We start from the raw sequence: 12857 nt of genomic DNA, 5'->3' as shown, positions 1-12857 counted from the left end.
AGAGATGACCGAGAACGAACACAGCACCCGCGGCGCCTACGTGAACACGGGCAAGGAATTCAGTCGCGACACCACCTATATCGAAACCCGGATCACCCGGGATGGGTCGGACGGCTATCCGGTGGAGGCCGGACGGTACCGGCTGATCGCCGCCCGCGCCTGCCCCTGGGCCAACCGCGCCATCATCGTGCGCCGGCTGCTCGGACTCGAGGACGCCATTTCACTGGGGACCCCGGGCCCAACCCACGACAAGCGGTCCTGGACCTTCGACCTGGACCCTGACGGCCGCGACCCGGTCCTGGGGATCGAACGGCTGCAGGAGGCGTTCTTCAAGCGGGATCCCGAGTATCCGCGGGGCATCACCGTTCCGGCGATCGTTGATGTGCCATCCGGTGCCGTGGTCACCAACAACTTCCCGCAGATCACCCTCGATTTCGCCACTGAGTGGAAAGAGTTCCACCGCGACGGCGCCCCCGATCTGTACCCGGAGAAACTGCGGGAAGAGATCGACCAGGTCGCCAAGCGGATCTTCACTGAGGTGAACAACGGGGTGTACCGGTGCGGGTTCGCCGGATCGCAGGAAGCCTACAATGACGCCTACGACCGCCTGTTCACCGCGTTGGACTGGCTGGAGGAACGCCTCAGCCACCAGCGGTTCCTGGTGGGGGAGACCATCACCGAGGTCGACGTCCGCCTGTTTACTACCCTGGTGCGCTTCGACGCCGTCTACCACGGGCACTTCAAGTGCAACCGGAACAAGCTCACCGAAATGCCAGCCCTGTGGGGTTACGCCCGGGACCTGTTCCAGACCCCCGGATTCGGCGACACGATCGACTTTGACCAGATCAAGGATCACTACTACATCGTGCACGAAGACATTAACCCGACCGGGATTGTGCCCAAGGGCCCGGACCTGGCCAACTGGCACACCGAGCATGGCAGGGAAGGCCTCGGCGGCAGGCCCTTCGGGCGCGGAACACCGCCCGCCGCTGGCTGAAGCCACCTCACCCGCACCACATGAGGCCCCGCTTGTACCGGATTCCCCGGCTACTGGCGGGGCTTTCCGCGTGTCGGGGGCAACACGCCGCGGAATGACGACGACGGACTGCAGTACCTGGGGAAACCTGCACGCCGCCGACGTCGGCGGGCCGGGAAACCACTCATCAGGGACCCAATTAAGCAACATAACCGTTTCCTAATGCAGGTAACCGTAGGCTAGCCTTACTTAGGTTGAGGTAATGTTCCTGGTGATCGACGGCCCAGACGGTTGAGGACGACGCAGACGGAGATGGAGGCGCCATGGCAGTGCAGACTGCTCCAGCCCCCCTTGACCGCGCTGCGATCGCCTCAGTCAGACCCCGCGGGCAGCGCCGGGTTCTGAAGCTGGGCGCAGTGCTGGTCGTCCTAGCCCTAGTCTGCGCCGCCTCGCTCGCATTCGGCTCCCGTCCCATCAGTTTCGACGTCCTGGTCGCCGCGCTGACCGATTTCGACCCGGCCAACGGCGACCACGCCGTCGTCCACTCCCGTATTCCCCGCACCGTCACCGGCCTGATGGTCGGCGCCGCCCTCGGCCTCGCCGGTGCCGCCATGCAGGGGGTGGCCCGGAACCCGCTCGCTGACCCTGGCATCCTCGGCGTCAACGCAGGTGCGGCGCTGGCGGTCGTCATCGGCATCTATGTTTTCGGGATCGCCGAGGTGACCGGCTACATCTGGTTCGCGTTCGCCGGGGCAGCCTTCGCCGCCGTCGTGGTCTACGCCATCGCAAGCCTCGGTCGGGAAGGAGCTACCCCGATCAAGCTGGCACTCGCCGGGGCGGCGCTGTCCGCGGGGCTGGGCAGCCTGATGAACGCGGTCCTCGTGTCCAGCCAGGAGACGCTTGACCGGTTCCGGTTCTGGCAGGTGGGCACCGTGTCAGGCCGCGGCTGGGATGTCCTTCTGCCGGTCCTGCCGTTCCTTGTGGTCGGCGTCCTGCTGACCCTGCTGACTGGTAAGGCTCTGAACAGCCTGTCCCTCGGCGATGACATCGCGAAGGGACTCGGCCAGAACGTGGCGGTAGCCCGCGGTGTCGCGGCGCTCGGCGTTGTCATCCTGTGTGGCGCTGCAACTGCAGCCGCCGGACCGATCGCCTTTGTGGGCCTGGTGATTCCCCACCTGGTGCGGGTGCTTACTGGTCCCGACTACCGGTGGATCCTGCCCTTCTCGGTGGCGCTCGCCCCGGTGCTGCTCATCGGTGCAGACATTGTCGGCCGGCTCATCCTGCCGCCTGGCGAGGTACAGGTGGGGATCATGACCGCCGTCATCGGCGCACCCGTATTCATCTGGCTGGTCCGCCGCCGGAAGCTGGCCCAACTATGAGCCTGCAGACCTCCCCGCCGGTCACACCGACCTCCCCGGTGAGGAATACCCAGGCCAATCTACGCAGCGCGAGGCGCCACCAGTCAGCCCAGCGCCGCCTGGTGATCGGAATCCTTGCGGGGATCACCGCCGTCCTGTTCGCGGTCTCTGTCCTGCTCGGCACCTATACCGTAACCATCCCGGACTTCTTCAGGATCCTTGGCGGCGCCGACATTCCCGGCGCTACGTTCATCGTGATGGAAAACAAGCTTCCCCGCGCGGTGATCGCGGTCCTCATCGGGGTGGCCTTCGGCCTGGCGGGCACCATTTTTCAGACCATGCTCCGGAACCCGCTGGCCAGCCCCGACATCATTGGGATCAGCTACGGAGCCAGTGCCTCTGCCGTGGCAGCAATAGTGCTGTTCGGGGCGGCAGGCGTTGCGGTGTCCCTTTCCGCCCTGATCGGGGCCCTCGCCGTCGCGGCAGCGATCTACCTGCTCTCCCGCCGCGGCTCGGCGGCCGGGTACCGGCTGATCCTGGTGGGAATTGGCTTCGCCGCGGTGATGCACGCGGTAGTCAGCTTCCTGCTCACCCGCACCGATATCCGCACCGCATCAGACACTCTGGTCTGGCTCAACGGCTCCCTGAATTCCAGCAACTGGGACCGGGCCACGATCCTCATCCTCGCCCTGCTGCTGCTGATCCCCGCAGCGGCCGTCCTATCCCGGGGTCTGCGCGGACTGGAACTGGGCGACGACACCGCTGCCAGCCTCGGTATCCGGGTCGAACCATCGCGGCTGGCCCTGATCGCCGTCGGGGTGGCTCTCGCGGCCGTTGCCACTGCGGCCGCCGGGCCGGTGGCGTTCGTCGCCTTCCTCGCCGGCCCAATCTCCCGCCGCCTCGTGAAGGGGGCTGTCTCTCTCACCGCGGCCGGACTGGTGGGCGCGGTGATAGTTCTCGCCGCAGACTACGTGGCAGCCACCATGATTCCCGGCGTGTCACTTCCGGTCGGCGTAGTAACTGGCGTCCTGGGCGCGCCGTTCCTGCTGTGGCTGCTTGTGACCGCTAACCGGACAGGACAGGGAGGCTGAGATGGCGCTGAAAGCCAGCGAGCTGACACTCGCGTACGACGACCGCAAAGTGGTCCAGGACCTCACCCTTGAGCTGCTCGCCGGCAAAGTGACCGTGATTGTCGGCGCCAACGCCTGCGGCAAATCCACCCTGCTGCGTGGACTGGCCCGTCTGCTCAAGCCATCGGCCGGCGTCGTCAGTCTCGACGGCAAGGACATCCACTCGCTTTCCACCCGCGCCGTCGCACGCACCCTTGGCTTGCTGCCGCAGACGCCCGTAGCGCCGGACGGGATCACCGTCGCCGACCTGGTGGGTCGTGGCCGCTACCCACACCAGGGCTGGTTCCGGCAGTGGACCAACGACGACGACGTCGCCGTCGCCGCCGCCCTCGAAGTCACCGACACCCTTGAGCTCGCTGACCGTTTTGTCGATGAACTCTCCGGTGGGCAGCGGCAGCGGGTCTGGATTGCGATGGCCCTCGCCCAGCAGACTGACATCCTGCTGCTGGATGAACCCACCACCTTCCTCGACGTCACCCACCAGGTGGAAGTGCTGGATCTGATCACTGATCTGAACCGGCGCGACGGCACCACGGTGGCTATCGTGCTCCACGACCTTAACCTCGCCGCACGCTATGCCGATCACCTCATCGCCATGACCGACGGCCGGATCGCCGCGCAGGGCAGCCCCGCGGAGGTGGTCACCGAGGAGACAGTCACCTCAGTTTTCGGTCTGCAATGCCGCGTCATTCCGGACCCCGTGTCCGGCACCCCCATGGTGGTTCCGGTCGGCCGACACCACTCAGGCGACGGAGCTACTCAGTCGTCATCCGAAACGTCCACTGGGCAGGGGTTCCTGCCAAATCCGCAGGACACGCTGTCCGCGCATCACCTGGAGGCAGCAACATGACCGAAGTCAGCAACCGCACGGCCCAGCGGCGCGAGCGCGGACCACAGCGCACCGAGGGGGCCGTCTCGGCGGTATCAGCCTTCGACGTCGTCGTCACTCGGGTGCAGCGCCTCAGCGCCAACTTCCAACGCATCACTTTCGGCGGGTCCTGCCTCAGGAATTTCGGTGTGCAGGGACCAACGCTGGACCTGCGGATCAAGGTCTTGATCCCCGCCACCCGCGGGGACGATGCCCCCCGCGTGAACATGCGGGAGCTACTCGAGTCGCCACCCGAGGGATCAGGCTGGTATCAGCAGTGGCTTGCGATGGACCCCGCCGAACGCGGCGCCATGCGCACCTATACCGTCAGGGCAGCCCGGTGCGATGGCGACGAGCCAGAGATCGACGTCGACTTTGTGATGCACTTCGACGCTGAGGGGAACGGGGGACCGGCGTCGCTCTGGGCCGCCGCTGCCACCCCCGGTGACCGGATGTGGCTGATCGGGCCGAACGTCCACGCCGCGACCTGCACCACCGCTGGCTCCTACGGCGGGATCGAGTGGCGTCCGGGGCTCGCCCAGCATGTTCTCCTCGCCGGCGACGAGACAGCTGTCCCTGCTATCAGCGCCATCCTGGAATCACTCCCCGCCGACGTCGGCGGGCACGCCTTCCTCGAAGTGCCGGACCCCGCAGATTTCCAGGCCGTCTCCACCACCTCGGCAGTGAAGATCATCTGGTTGGCCCGCGGCGAACGCCCTCACGGTGAACTGCTGGACGCGGCGGTCCGAGACGCCGTTCGGGTACCCGGCTGGGTGTCACTGGCCACGCCGTTCGCCGTCGGCGTCGATGCCAGCTCCCGCGCCGGGCTGACCCTTGCCGCCGCTGCCGCCGCCACAGCGGGCCCTGAGCCGGAAGAAGTGAACATCGACGAGACGATCCTGTGGGAAACTCCGCAGCGACTGAACGCGTCTACCCTGAATACCTCGCTGAACCCGGACCGGCCCTCCGGTGCGCTCCCCTTCTATGCCTGGATCGCGGGCGAGGCAGCGGTGGTCCGAGGGTTGCGGCGCTATCTGGTGCGCGACGTCGGGATCGACCGCAAACAGGTCGCGTTTATGGGGTATTGGCGGAGTGGCCGTTCCGAGCTTGGCTAGTCGGCGCGCCGTGAGCTATGTAACGAAATTATAACTTCTCGGCAAAGCGTTCTATTCTTGTAGGGAGCCATCCGCATCTTTGTGGCTCCCGGACTGCACGCCTAACCCTGCCAGCAGCCGGTCCCCAATTCACCGTGGCAGGGGTGGAGGACCCATCTTCGGCAGTTATCTGCCTTGGGGTGCAGCCCTTCGCAAACCGCTCTTCCGCTCACAGGAAGAGCAGCAGTGGGCCGAGTCAACTCTTGCTCGAATCCGACAGCTAACTTCACCGGCGTTGCAGAGAGGCTCTTGTTTTGCTCCAGCCGGTCACATCCGGGCGCCGCCGCGCGTCCGCCCCACCGAAGTCCCCATCGACATCCAACCGTCGGCCAGCTGTGCTGGCCGTAGGCGTCCTCGCCGCAGCGGCCGGGCTTGTCCTCACCGCAGCCTTCCCCGCCCCGGAGTCTTCACCCTCGGCAGCGCCCACCGCAGCAAGCGGCGCCGCCGTGGCCGCCCCGGTTACTGCTGACGCTGAAGCCGACATTGATTTCGGCAGGGAGTCCCCGGTCGCGACGGCCGCAACTGCCGAGGCCAAAACCACTGTCCTGTCCAGCGACGCGGCGACGTTCATCACTCCCATCGAGGGTGCCGAAATTGCGTCATCGTTCGGGTACCGGGTGAACCCACTGGGTGGATACGGCGATGAACTGCACACCGGGACCGACTACGCAGGAGCCTGCGGTACGCCGGTCCTGGCATCCCGCGCGGGTACCGTAGTGGAGTCCGGGTGGCATGCCTATGGCGGTGGCCAGCGGATCGTGGTGGACCACGGCGGTGGCCTCGAAACCTCGTACAACCACCTCAGTGTGATCGGCGTGACCGTCGGGGAAAAAGTGGACAAGGCCCAAGGCCTGGGCGCCGTCGGGAGCACCGGCAACTCGACCGGATGCCACCTCCACTTCGAACTGCTGGTCGACGGCGAAAAAGTAGATCCCCAAACCCGGCTCTAGGTCAGGTACCGGCGATCCTCCCCACGGGGCGGGCACGGTGGGTGGGATTGTCTAGACATTCCCAGTGGTTGGGGCTGGCCAGTGGGCAACCGGAACCGGACCCGGAACCGGACCCGGTCCTAGACCGGACCCAGCCCCGGATCCGGTCCTAGGGCTCCGGGTGGGTGACGACCGCTGGATCTTTCCTGCCGTAGGGCATCCGCAGCCGCAACGAATTCGCGTCCACGCGCAGGGCCATGTGGGTGCCCTTGCCGAGGGGGTCGCCGTCGAGTTGGATCTCCTGCGGTTCGTCGAGCTGGATTTCGGCTTCCTTGCACTGGAAGTACTCAAGCGACGGGTCCTTGCCCTTCCCTCGGGCGAACAGCTTCCCGACGACGCCGAGCCAGCCCAGTCGACCGGTGGGCGCCACGGTCATAATGTCCAGCAGGCCGTCGTCAATCTTTGCGCCGGGGAAAATCTCCAGCCCGCCCATGATCTTGCCGCAGTTGCCGCCCATCACGCTGCGCAGCCGACGCTCAATGACCTCGCCGCCGTCCAGCGTGATCTGGGTGCGTGCGGGTTTGCCGCTCAGGTTCCGGATACCGGCGTCAACGTAGGCCAGCCATCCCACCTTGTCTTTGAGGTCATCGCGGGTGTCGGCCATGATCGACGCGTCAAATCCCAGTCCTGCCATCACCAGGAACACGTGCGAGTCCTGGGCGCGGTCAACCGTGACATGAACGACGTCGACATTGCGTTCGGTGCCGAACAGGGCAGCCTTGGCGGCCTCGCGCGGATTGTCGACGGCGATGTCCAGGTTCCGGGCCAGCAGGTTGCCGGTGCCAAGCGGGATCAGGCCCAGGGCGATACCGGTGCCGTTGACAACCTCGGCCACGCAGCGGACCGTTCCATCGCCGCCAGCGGCGATCACCACGTCCACGCCAGCGTCGACGGCTTGCTGCGCCTGGCCACGGCCGGGGTCGTCAGCCGACGTCTCCAGGTACAGCACCTCGTCCCACCCCTCGGCAGCGCAGAGCTCCGAAACGATCGCACGAATATCAGCCCCGGTGTTCTTGACCGGGTTGATGATCAACGCGGCGCGCTTGGTCCGATTATCGGAGGGCTGGGTCATGATGTCCTTCTCAGGTCGGGGGAGGGCGGGAGCAGCGCGAAAGCTATCAGTCTGCTTGCAATGCCACCTTATCGCGCGGCTGAAGCAGGTAGCCTCTACTAGTGGAATTCTCTCAACGATATGTGGCCCTGGGCGATTCGTTCACCGAAGGCGTCGGCGACTGGCATGAAGAAAGCCCGAACGGTGTGCGGGGATGGGCGGACCGGGTGGCCGAGCAACTGATCCTTGCCGACAGCTCCTGGGGGTACGCGAATCTCGCCGTCCGCGGCAAAAAAGTGCGCCAGGTCCTGGACGAGCAGGTGGACCGGGCCCTGGCCCTCCAGCCCACGCTCATCACCATCTACGCGGGTGGCAACGACATTCTGCGGCCGCGGATCGACATTGACGCCCTGATGGCCGCCTACGACGACGGTGTGGCCCGCCTTGCTAGCTCAGGTGCCGCCGTGGTGCTGTTTACCGGGTTTGATTCGGTGGGGTCGGCGGTGTTCGGCAAGACCCGCGGGCGGACGGCCATCTATAACGAACTGGTCCGCGAAATCGCTGACCGGCACCACGCCGATGTGGTGGACTACTGGCGGTTCAGGGAGTTCCAGAATTGGGGCTATTGGGACACTGACCGGATGCACATGTCCAGCGCCGGACACACCCTCATGGCCAAGCGGGTGCTCGAAGTCTTGAGGGCCTCCCACGAGATCGACCTACCCGAGCTGGAGGCTATACCTGCGTCGTCCCGGATCGACCAGCTACGGGCGGACGCCCAGTGGGCACGTGACTACCTCTCGCCGTGGGTGGGACGGCGCCTCCGCGGCGTGTCTTCGGGGGATGTGCTGACGGCCAAGTACCCGGAGCTCACCCGCCCGGCGTGGGCCTAGCCTCCCGGCCGCCCAGCGGGGCCATGGTGGCGAACGGTCTCTGTGTCAGAATGGCGTGATGACTGGTGTCCGATGGCTGAATCCCGAGGAGCGGCAAGCCTGGCTTGCCCTTTACGCCGTCACCACCATGCTCCCTGGCACCCTCGACGCCCACCTGTTCCGGCAGGCGAAGATCACCCTGTTCGACTACCACGTCCTGGCGATGCTTTCCGAGACTGACGACCTCACCCTCGCGATGAGCGAGCTCGCCGCCCGGTCGAATGCGTCCTTGTCCCGCCTGAGCCACGTGGTGAAGAAACTTGAGCAACGAGGCTGGGTATCCCGCTTCCCCAGCGCCAGCGATGGCCGGGTCACCACCGCCCGGATCACCGACGACGGGCTGGCCAACCTGCAGTTGTTGGCCCGCGCGCATGTTGACCACGTGCGGGAATCGGTCTTCGACGCGTTGACTGACGACGACGTCCGGGACCTGGAGCGGATTGGCAAGAAAATCCTGGCCCAACTCGACAGCACCCACTGGATCCTGAATCAACCAACCCCTGGAGAGCAACTATGAACCGACCATCCGTCCTTGCGATCGTGCTCGCAGGTGGTTCGGGTGGACGGCTGGGGCCCCTGACGGATCAGCGTGCCAAACCGGCGCTGCCCGTCGCTGGCTCCTACCGCCTGATCGACATCCCGCTCTCCAACCTGCACCACAGCGGCATCTCGGATGTCTGGATGGTGCAGCAGTACCAGCCGAACTCGCTCAACGACCATCTGGCCAATGGCCGGCCGTGGGATCTGGACCGCACCAACGGTGGACTGCGTGTCCTGCCGCCCTTCGAAGGCCGGGAAGGGGAGGGCTTCGCGGATGGAAACGCCGATAGCCTGTTCCGGCAGGCAGCGTTTATCCGGGAGTTCGACCCCGACCTGGTGCTCCTCCTCAGTGCCGATCACCTGTACCAGCTGGACTTCCGTGATGTCGTCCAGACCCACCTGGACGCCAAGGCTGCCGCAACAATCGTGACCACACACTTCGACGGCGATGCCTCCAAGCACGGTGTGGTCGAGGTGTCCGACGGCGCCGTCACCGGCTTCGAGTACAAACCCGACAAGCCCAAGACCACCCTGGTAGCCACGGAAGTGTTCCTCTTCGATGCCGTGCACCTGCTCGACACCCTGGAGCTGCTGGCGAAAGAAGAGGGCGGCCTCGACGACTACGGCGACCAACTGCTGCCCCACCTGGTAGAACATTCAACAGTGGTGGAACACCGCCTTGAAGGGTACTGGCTCGATCTTGGTACCCCCGAGAATTACCACCGAGCCCACATGGAACTTCTCGACGGCGAGGGACTGGCCTTCGACCACCCGGCCTGGCCCATCCTGACCAGCAGCTCCCAACGACTCCCCGCATTGATCGTGAAAGGTGCCAAAGTCGCCGACTCGCTCTTGGCGCCAGGTAGCCGTGTCCTCGGCGACGTCAGGCACAGCGTGATTGGGCCGGACACGGTGGTGGAGGCCGGCGCCGTCGTCGTCGACTCGATCCTGCTGAACGGGGTCACTGTCCCCTCCGGAGCCCGGATTGTCCGGTCCATTGTTGACTCCGGCGCCACACTCGACGCCGGTGTGCAGGTGGGTGACGACGACGTCGTCACGGTGGTTGACCGCAACGGCGATTGGTCTTAACCCGCGGCAGCTCCTAGAATAGGAGGGCATCAGGTGGCGGAGCGTGCGCAATTGCTCCGATTTTCGGGAAAATAGTTTCCGGGGAATCGGTAGTTAGGGGCTCAAGTTGCGCGAAAACCGCTAATCATCCCGACAGTTTCGACTGTTGTTTGGGGCGCCTCCTGAGGGCATTCCCAGCAGATCAGACTGCTGGTTCTAGGTATTTTCATTAACTCTTTGGAGGATCGTCATGGCAGCTCACTGCCAAGTGACTGGAGCCGAGCCGGGCTTTGGGCACAGCATTTCCCACTCACACCGTCGCACCAAGCGCAGGTTTGACCCGAACATCCAGAAGAAGCGCTACTGGGTTCCGTCCCTGCGCCGCAACGTCACGCTGCAGGTTTCGGCCCGCGGCATCAAGACCATCGATGTGCGCGGAATTGACGCCGTCGTCGCGTCGATCCTGGCTCGGGGAGTGAAGCTCTAATGGCAAAAGATAAAGACGTACGCCCGATCATCAAGCTGAAGTCGACGGCCGGCACCGGGTACACCTATGTGACCCGCAAGAACCGCCGCAACGACCCGGACCGCATGGTCCTGATGAAGTACGATCCCAAGATCCGCAAGCACGTCGAATTCCGAGAGGAGCGCTAAACACATGGCTAAGAAGTCTAAAATTGCCCGCAACGAACAGCGCAAGGTAATTGTTGAGCGCTACGCTGAGAAGCGCCTTGAGCTGAAGAAGACGCTGGTTGACCCCAACGCGACTGACGAAGCCCGCGAAGCTGCACGTCTCGGCCTGCAGAAGCTGCCCCGCAACGCGTCGCCAGTACGCCTCCGCAACCGTGACCAGATCGATGGTCGCCCCCGTGGAACGCTGCAGAAGTTCGGTATCTCCCGTGTCCGCTTCCGCGACATGGCTCACCGCGGCGAGCTGCCCGGTGTGACCAAGTCCAGCTGGTAACTCCGGCTGGCTGGTAACTGCCAGTATTCAAGAGGACGGCGACCCTGGGTCGCCGTCCTCTTGCGTTAAGCGCCGATCCTGACGGACGGCACCCGAGCTTGAAGGGAATGCCCGTGCGGCAGCAGAAATTGCTCCAACCCCCCATGCTGTTGCTGTCGGTGGGCGGGTTCCTTGCGGTCGCCACGGAGGTGCTCCCGATTGGTCTGCTGCCCCTGATGGCTGAGGACCTGGGGGTGACCGAGTCAGCCATCGGTTTACTGGTGTCTGCCTATGCAGCCGTGGTCGTGTTCGCCTCCATCCCGTTGAACGCCTGGACGAGTGCCGTGCCCCGGAAACCGCTGCTGGTGGGCCTGCTCGCTGGATACGGGATCAGCAACATCGTGCTGTGTCTGGCACAGGATTATTCGGTGGCGCTGACCGGGCGAATTCTTGCCGGGGCGTGTCATGCGCTCTTCTTCGCTGTGGTCTTTGGCTACGCGAGCCGGTTGGCGCCGGCCGGTCGGTTCGGTGCGTCAATGGCGCTGGTAAACGCGGGCAACGCCGTTGCGATCGCTGTCGGGGTGCCCCTGAGTACCTGGCTGGGTGCGACGGTCGGGTGGCGCTGGTCGTTCGGCTGCGCCGCCATCATTGCGCTGCTCCTGTCGGTGGGCGCCGCCAAAGTCATGCCAGTCATTGGCGGGTCCAAGGTTTCAGGCGGCGCACAGTTGCGTGAGGCGTTGGCGGAACCAGCGCTGCGGCGGGTGATCGTCGCAGTGGTGGTGATGATGACCGCCCAGTTTGCCCTGTATACCTTCATCACCCCGGTGCTGCTCCAGTCAGGGTTCACCCCTGAGAACGTGGGATTTGCGTTGCTCGCCTACGGTGGGGCCGGGATTCTGGGGCTCGCGATCTGCAGCCGGTTCACCGACTCGGCATTGCGTCCAGCGCTCCTGGTCTCTCTGCTGGTGATGACGGTGTCTTTCCTGGGAGTGGCCCTGCTGGGCGGGGCGCCGGGCTGGACCCTGGCCGTGGTGATCCTGTGGGGTTTGCTGTACGGTCCGGTTCCGGCCTACGTGCAGACCGCAGCGATGAGCGCGTTCCGGGACCACCCGGACACGGTGGCGGCCGTTCATAACTCGACGTTCAATATCGGGATCAGCGCCGGAGCGCTGGTGGGTGCGCAAATGCTGCTGGTGAGCGATCCCTCCGGGATTGGATTCGCCGCGGCAGCGCTGACGCTGGTCGCACTGGTGGTCGTGTTCACGGGTGCCAGGCAGGGATTTCCGCGAAAGACCCCGAAATAGTGCCCTTTGACATCTAAAAACCCCCAAAAACGCCGGAAACGACCGGAGTTTGGCGCTCAAGCTGGTAAGTTTTCGCACAGAGGCTTTCAGAATCGTGAAGGCTTTACAAATAACGGACAAGTCCAGGAGGACGTAAATTGGCAACGAAAGAAACCAAGAACCGCAGCGAACTGGTAGCAGAAGTAGCAGCGAAGGCTGACACCAGCCAGACCGCCGTCAACGGCGTTCTTGACGCACTGTTCGATGTACTGGCAACCTCAGCTGCCAACAACGTCAAGGTCACCATCCCAGGTTGGCTCGCTGTCGAGCGCACCGAGCGTGCAGCCCGCACCGGACGCAACCCTCAGACCGGCGAGACCATCCAGATTGCAGCAGGTAGCAGCGTCAAGCTGACCGCCGGCTCCAAGCTGAAGGCTGCTGTCAAGTAGTCAGTCACCCGGTCCGCTAAGGACTCTAGGCCGCCACCCTTTCCGGTGGCGGTCTTTCCTTTTAACTGCGAACAGCACCCTGAGGCGTGAGTCACCGAATTGTTACCCGTTCTACG

15 protein-coding genes and 1 riboswitch are annotated in these 12857 nt (G+C 64.8%); of the genes, 14 read left to right on the top strand and 1 reads right to left on the bottom strand.

Annotated elements, in window-relative coordinates:
• The first annotated feature begins 4 nt into the window (after positions 1-4).
• From ABD059_RS11845 to ABD059_RS11820, 6 genes are all read left to right on the top strand, one after another.
• Positions 5-997, top strand: a complete 993-nt coding sequence (locus ABD059_RS11845) for a glutathione S-transferase family protein (RefSeq protein WP_343880242.1) — start codon at positions 5-7, stop codon at positions 995-997.
• A 302-nt stretch (positions 998-1299) separates the two neighbouring features.
• On the top strand, positions 1300-2355 hold the full coding sequence (locus ABD059_RS11840) for a FecCD family ABC transporter permease (protein ID WP_343880240.1): 1056 nt from the start codon (positions 1300-1302) through the stop codon (positions 2353-2355).
• Complete coding sequence (locus ABD059_RS11835; RefSeq protein ID WP_343880238.1) at positions 2352-3425, top strand: FecCD family ABC transporter permease; 1074 nt, start codon at positions 2352-2354, stop codon at positions 3423-3425. Before ABD059_RS11840 ends, ABD059_RS11835 begins: the two co-directional genes overlap by 4 nt.
• Position 3426: 1 nt before the next feature.
• The gene (locus ABD059_RS11830) at positions 3427-4314 is read left to right on the top strand and encodes an ABC transporter ATP-binding protein (RefSeq protein ID WP_343880236.1); all 888 of its coding nucleotides are present in this window, start codon (positions 3427-3429) and stop codon (positions 4312-4314) included.
• A complete protein-coding gene (locus tag ABD059_RS11825) occupies positions 4311-5447 on the top strand; it encodes a siderophore-interacting protein (RefSeq protein ID WP_343880234.1) in 1137 nt (378 codons plus the stop codon). The genes ABD059_RS11830 and ABD059_RS11825 overlap by 4 nt, the downstream gene beginning before the upstream one ends.
• A 105-nt stretch (positions 5448-5552) precedes the next feature.
• Positions 5553-5736, top strand: a riboswitch (cyclic di-AMP (ydaO/yuaA leader).
• An 85-nt stretch (positions 5737-5821) separates the two neighbouring features.
• Complete coding sequence (locus ABD059_RS11820; RefSeq protein WP_343880232.1) at positions 5822-6436, top strand: M23 family metallopeptidase; 615 nt, start codon at positions 5822-5824, stop codon at positions 6434-6436.
• Between the two features lie 148 nt (positions 6437-6584).
• On the opposite strand, the gene ABD059_RS11815 is transcribed toward ABD059_RS11820, so the two are convergent.
• On the bottom strand, positions 6585-7547 hold the full coding sequence (locus ABD059_RS11815) for a diacylglycerol/lipid kinase family protein (protein ID WP_343880230.1): 963 nt from the start codon (positions 7545-7547) through the stop codon (positions 6585-6587).
• Between the two features lie 101 nt (positions 7548-7648).
• Between ABD059_RS11815 and ABD059_RS11810 the strand changes: the two genes are divergently transcribed.
• The 8 genes from ABD059_RS11810 (at position 7649) to ABD059_RS11775 (ending at position 12741) form a co-directional block, all read left to right on the top strand.
• Positions 7649-8419, top strand: coding sequence for an SGNH/GDSL hydrolase family protein (locus tag ABD059_RS11810; protein WP_343880228.1), 771 nt, complete (start codon positions 7649-7651; stop codon positions 8417-8419).
• A 58-nt stretch (positions 8420-8477) separates the two neighbouring features.
• A complete protein-coding gene (locus ABD059_RS11805) occupies positions 8478-8975 on the top strand; it encodes a MarR family winged helix-turn-helix transcriptional regulator (protein ID WP_343880226.1) in 498 nt (165 codons plus the stop codon).
• Positions 8972-10087: a glucose-1-phosphate adenylyltransferase family protein gene (locus tag ABD059_RS11800; protein ID WP_343880224.1), complete on the top strand. Its 1116-nt coding sequence runs from the start codon at positions 8972-8974 to the stop codon at positions 10085-10087. The genes ABD059_RS11805 and ABD059_RS11800 overlap by 4 nt, the downstream gene beginning before the upstream one ends.
• Positions 10088-10316: 229 nt before the next feature.
• The gene (gene rpmB / locus ABD059_RS11795; protein WP_019481733.1) at positions 10317-10553 is read left to right on the top strand and encodes a 50S ribosomal protein L28; all 237 of its coding nucleotides are present in this window, start codon (positions 10317-10319) and stop codon (positions 10551-10553) included.
• Entirely contained in the window at positions 10553-10720 is a 168-nt protein-coding gene (rpmG, locus tag ABD059_RS11790; protein ID WP_019481734.1) for a 50S ribosomal protein L33, read from the top strand. The genes rpmB and rpmG overlap by 1 nt, the downstream gene beginning before the upstream one ends.
• Before the next feature lie 4 nt (positions 10721-10724).
• Entirely contained in the window at positions 10725-11030 is a 306-nt protein-coding gene (gene rpsN, locus ABD059_RS11785; RefSeq protein WP_019481735.1) for a 30S ribosomal protein S14, read from the top strand.
• 113 nt (positions 11031-11143) lie between these two features.
• Positions 11144-12313, top strand: coding sequence for an MFS transporter (locus tag ABD059_RS11780; protein WP_343880222.1), 1170 nt, complete (start codon positions 11144-11146; stop codon positions 12311-12313).
• Positions 12314-12450: 137 nt separating this feature from the next.
• A complete protein-coding gene (locus ABD059_RS11775) occupies positions 12451-12741 on the top strand; it encodes an HU family DNA-binding protein (RefSeq protein WP_019481737.1) in 291 nt (96 codons plus the stop codon).
• Positions 12742-12857 lie beyond the last annotated feature (116 nt).

Origin of the sequence: Arthrobacter flavus (assembly GCF_039526005.1) — a bacterium.
Taxonomy (GTDB): domain Bacteria; phylum Actinomycetota; class Actinomycetes; order Actinomycetales; family Micrococcaceae; genus Arthrobacter_D; species Arthrobacter_D flavus.
The sequence above is the reverse complement of the archived record's forward strand: the minus strand, read 5'-3'. Positions and strand labels throughout refer to the sequence as shown.

Bases quoted from the DNA above. Each gene is read 5' to 3' on its own strand.
- ABD059_RS11845 (WP_343880242.1), top strand. From the start codon at position 5: ATGACCGAGAACGAACACAGCACCCGCGGCGCCTACGTGAACACGGGC.
- ABD059_RS11840 (WP_343880240.1), top strand. From the start codon at position 1,300: ATGGCAGTGCAGACTGCTCCAGCCCCCCTTGACCGCGCTGCGATCGCC.
- ABD059_RS11835 (WP_343880238.1), top strand. From the start codon at position 2,352: ATGAGCCTGCAGACCTCCCCGCCGGTCACACCGACCTCCCCGGTGAGG.
- ABD059_RS11830 (WP_343880236.1), top strand. From the start codon at position 3,427: ATGGCGCTGAAAGCCAGCGAGCTGACACTCGCGTACGACGACCGCAAA.
- ABD059_RS11825 (WP_343880234.1), top strand. From the start codon at position 4,311: ATGACCGAAGTCAGCAACCGCACGGCCCAGCGGCGCGAGCGCGGACCA.
- ABD059_RS11815 (WP_343880230.1), bottom strand. From the start codon at position 7,547: ATGACCCAGCCCTCCGATAATCGGACCAAGCGCGCCGCGTTGATCATC.
- ABD059_RS11805 (WP_343880226.1), top strand. From the start codon at position 8,478: ATGACTGGTGTCCGATGGCTGAATCCCGAGGAGCGGCAAGCCTGGCTT.
- ABD059_RS11800 (WP_343880224.1), top strand. From the start codon at position 8,972: ATGAACCGACCATCCGTCCTTGCGATCGTGCTCGCAGGTGGTTCGGGT.
- rpmB (WP_019481733.1), top strand. From the start codon at position 10,317: ATGGCAGCTCACTGCCAAGTGACTGGAGCCGAGCCGGGCTTTGGGCAC.
- rpmG (WP_019481734.1), top strand. From the start codon at position 10,553: ATGGCAAAAGATAAAGACGTACGCCCGATCATCAAGCTGAAGTCGACG.
- rpsN (WP_019481735.1), top strand. From the start codon at position 10,725: ATGGCTAAGAAGTCTAAAATTGCCCGCAACGAACAGCGCAAGGTAATT.